Here is a 1,849-nt window from a genome sequence, read left to right on the forward strand (position 1 = left end):
CCTTGACACACGCTTTGGCGAAGCTGCGCACCGCGCCGGGTGTGTTGTCGATCCGGCGAGCGCCGGCACCGGGGTGGTGAATGTCCAGCCAATCCTTGGCGACGTCCACACCAATAAAGAGTTCCTTCATCATGCTCCTGCCCCTGTCCTGCGGGGTCTGGCAAGCAGCCCCAATCAACTGTTCAGGATGACACTCGATGAGCAGATGGCTTCCATTCCGGGAAACGGGCTCTGTTGTCCCTGGAGGCCCGCGGAATGCCATCCACCACCCTCAAAATACCTGAACCGTCTTAGACAGGAGGCCCCATTTCCTGAGAGGATGGGGTCATCATGACGAAACAGGCATCACCCAAGTACGCCCCTGAAGTCCGCGAGCGCGCGGTTCGGATGGTGTTCGAGCACGAAGGCGAGCACGCCTCGCAGTGGGCGGCGATCAGCTCGATCGCGGCGAAGATCGGCTGCAATCCGGAGACGCTGCGGGGCTGGGTGCGGCAGGCCGAGCGCGACCAGGGCAAGCGGCCGGGTCCGACGACGGACGACCGGGAGCGGATCAAGGCATTGGAGCGTGAAGTCCGGGAGCTGCGCCAGGCGAACGAAATCCTACGCAAGGCGTCGGCCTATTTCGCCCAGGCGGAGCTCGACCGCCCGTTCAGGAAATGATCGCCTTCATCGACGCGTATCGCACCGTCCACGGGGTCGAGCCGATCTGCAAGGTGCTGCCGATCGCCCCGTCGACCTACCACACCCATGCCGCCCGGCGGCGGGATCCCAGCCGGGCCTCGGCCCGCGCGCGAAGCGACGCCGGGCTGAGTGTGGCTATCCGGCGGGTCTGGGGTGCGAACTTCCAGGTCTATGGGGTGCGGAAAGTATGGCGGCAGTTGCGGCGCGAGGGGCTTGACGTGGCGCGCTGCACAGTCGCCCGGCTGATGCGGTTCATGGGCCTGACAGGGGCGACGCGCGGCAAGGCGGTGCGCACCACGATCAGCAACCGGGCGGCGCCCAGTCCCGCCGACCGGGTGAATCGCCAGTTCCAGGCGCCACGGCCAAACGCCTTGTGGGTCGCGGATTTCACGTATGTTGCGACGTGGCAGGGCTTCGTCCACGTGGCCTTCGTCATCGACACCTTCGCCCGCCGGATCGTCGGCTGGCGGGTGTCCAGCACAGCCCATGCCGGCTTCGTTCTGGATGCCCTGGAGCAGGCGCTTCACGACCGCTGGCCCGCCAAGGGCTGCGGCCTCATTCATCACTCCGACCGCGGGTCGCAACTTGGGTTCAAGTGGTCGTCGCAACACCAGACTGCGCGGTGCGGAGCGCTTCGTCGAGAGCCTCGGCCGGGGTCCGCCATCCGAGCGTCTTTCGCGGCCTGCCGTTGAGGACCGCCGCGACGGCCGCCAGATCATCGGGGCCGTGGACGCTCAGGTCCGTCCCCTTCGGAAAGTACTGCCGCAGCAGCCCGTTCGTGTTCTCGTTCGATCCCCGCTGCCACGGGCTGTGCGGATGACAGAAGTAGACCTGCAGCCCCGTGTCGATCCGCAGCCGGGCGTGCTGCGCCATCTCCGATCCCTGGTCCCAGGTCAGCGAGCGGCGGAGCTGCGCGGGCAGGCTGGCGATCGTGTGGGCGATCGCGTCGCGCACCGCCTCGGCGCCGTGCCCGGCCAGCGCCGGCCCGTTCTTGTCGCGAGCTGCCGTCCCGTGCCCCTCCATCGGCGGCAGATGCAGCAGCATCGTGAACCGCGTCGTCCGCTCCACCAGCGTGCCGATCGCCGAGCCGCCGAGACCGAGGATCAGGTCGCCCTCCCAGTGCCCCGGCACCGCCCGGTGCGCAGCTTCGCCAAAGCGTGTGTCAAGG

At 67.8% G+C, this 1,849-nt stretch carries 1 protein-coding gene, 1 pseudogene and 1 other annotated feature; of the genes and pseudogenes, one reads left to right on the forward strand and one right to left on the reverse strand.

Translation table 11 applies throughout. From position 1 onward, the window contains the following. Nucleotides 1-330: 330 nt before the first annotated feature. Nucleotides 331-1,340 (forward strand): annotated as a pseudogene (locus HL658_RS36390) (IS3 family transposase); the annotation flags it as partial. Continuing rightward, nucleotides 615-731, forward strand: a sequence feature (AL1L pseudoknot). Its footprint overlaps the pseudogene before it by 117 nt. Here the strand turns inward: HL658_RS36390 and HL658_RS36395 are convergent. Further along, nucleotides 1,273-1,849 (reverse strand): IS30 family transposase (locus HL658_RS36395; RefSeq protein ID WP_180286968.1); only part of this gene is annotated, 577 nt, incomplete at its 5' end. The pseudogene HL658_RS36390 and the gene HL658_RS36395 sit on opposite strands and share 68 nt — an antisense overlap.

It is taken from the genome of Azospirillum oleiclasticum, assembly GCF_013423485.1.
Classification (GTDB): domain Bacteria; phylum Pseudomonadota; class Alphaproteobacteria; order Azospirillales; family Azospirillaceae; genus Azospirillum; species Azospirillum oleiclasticum.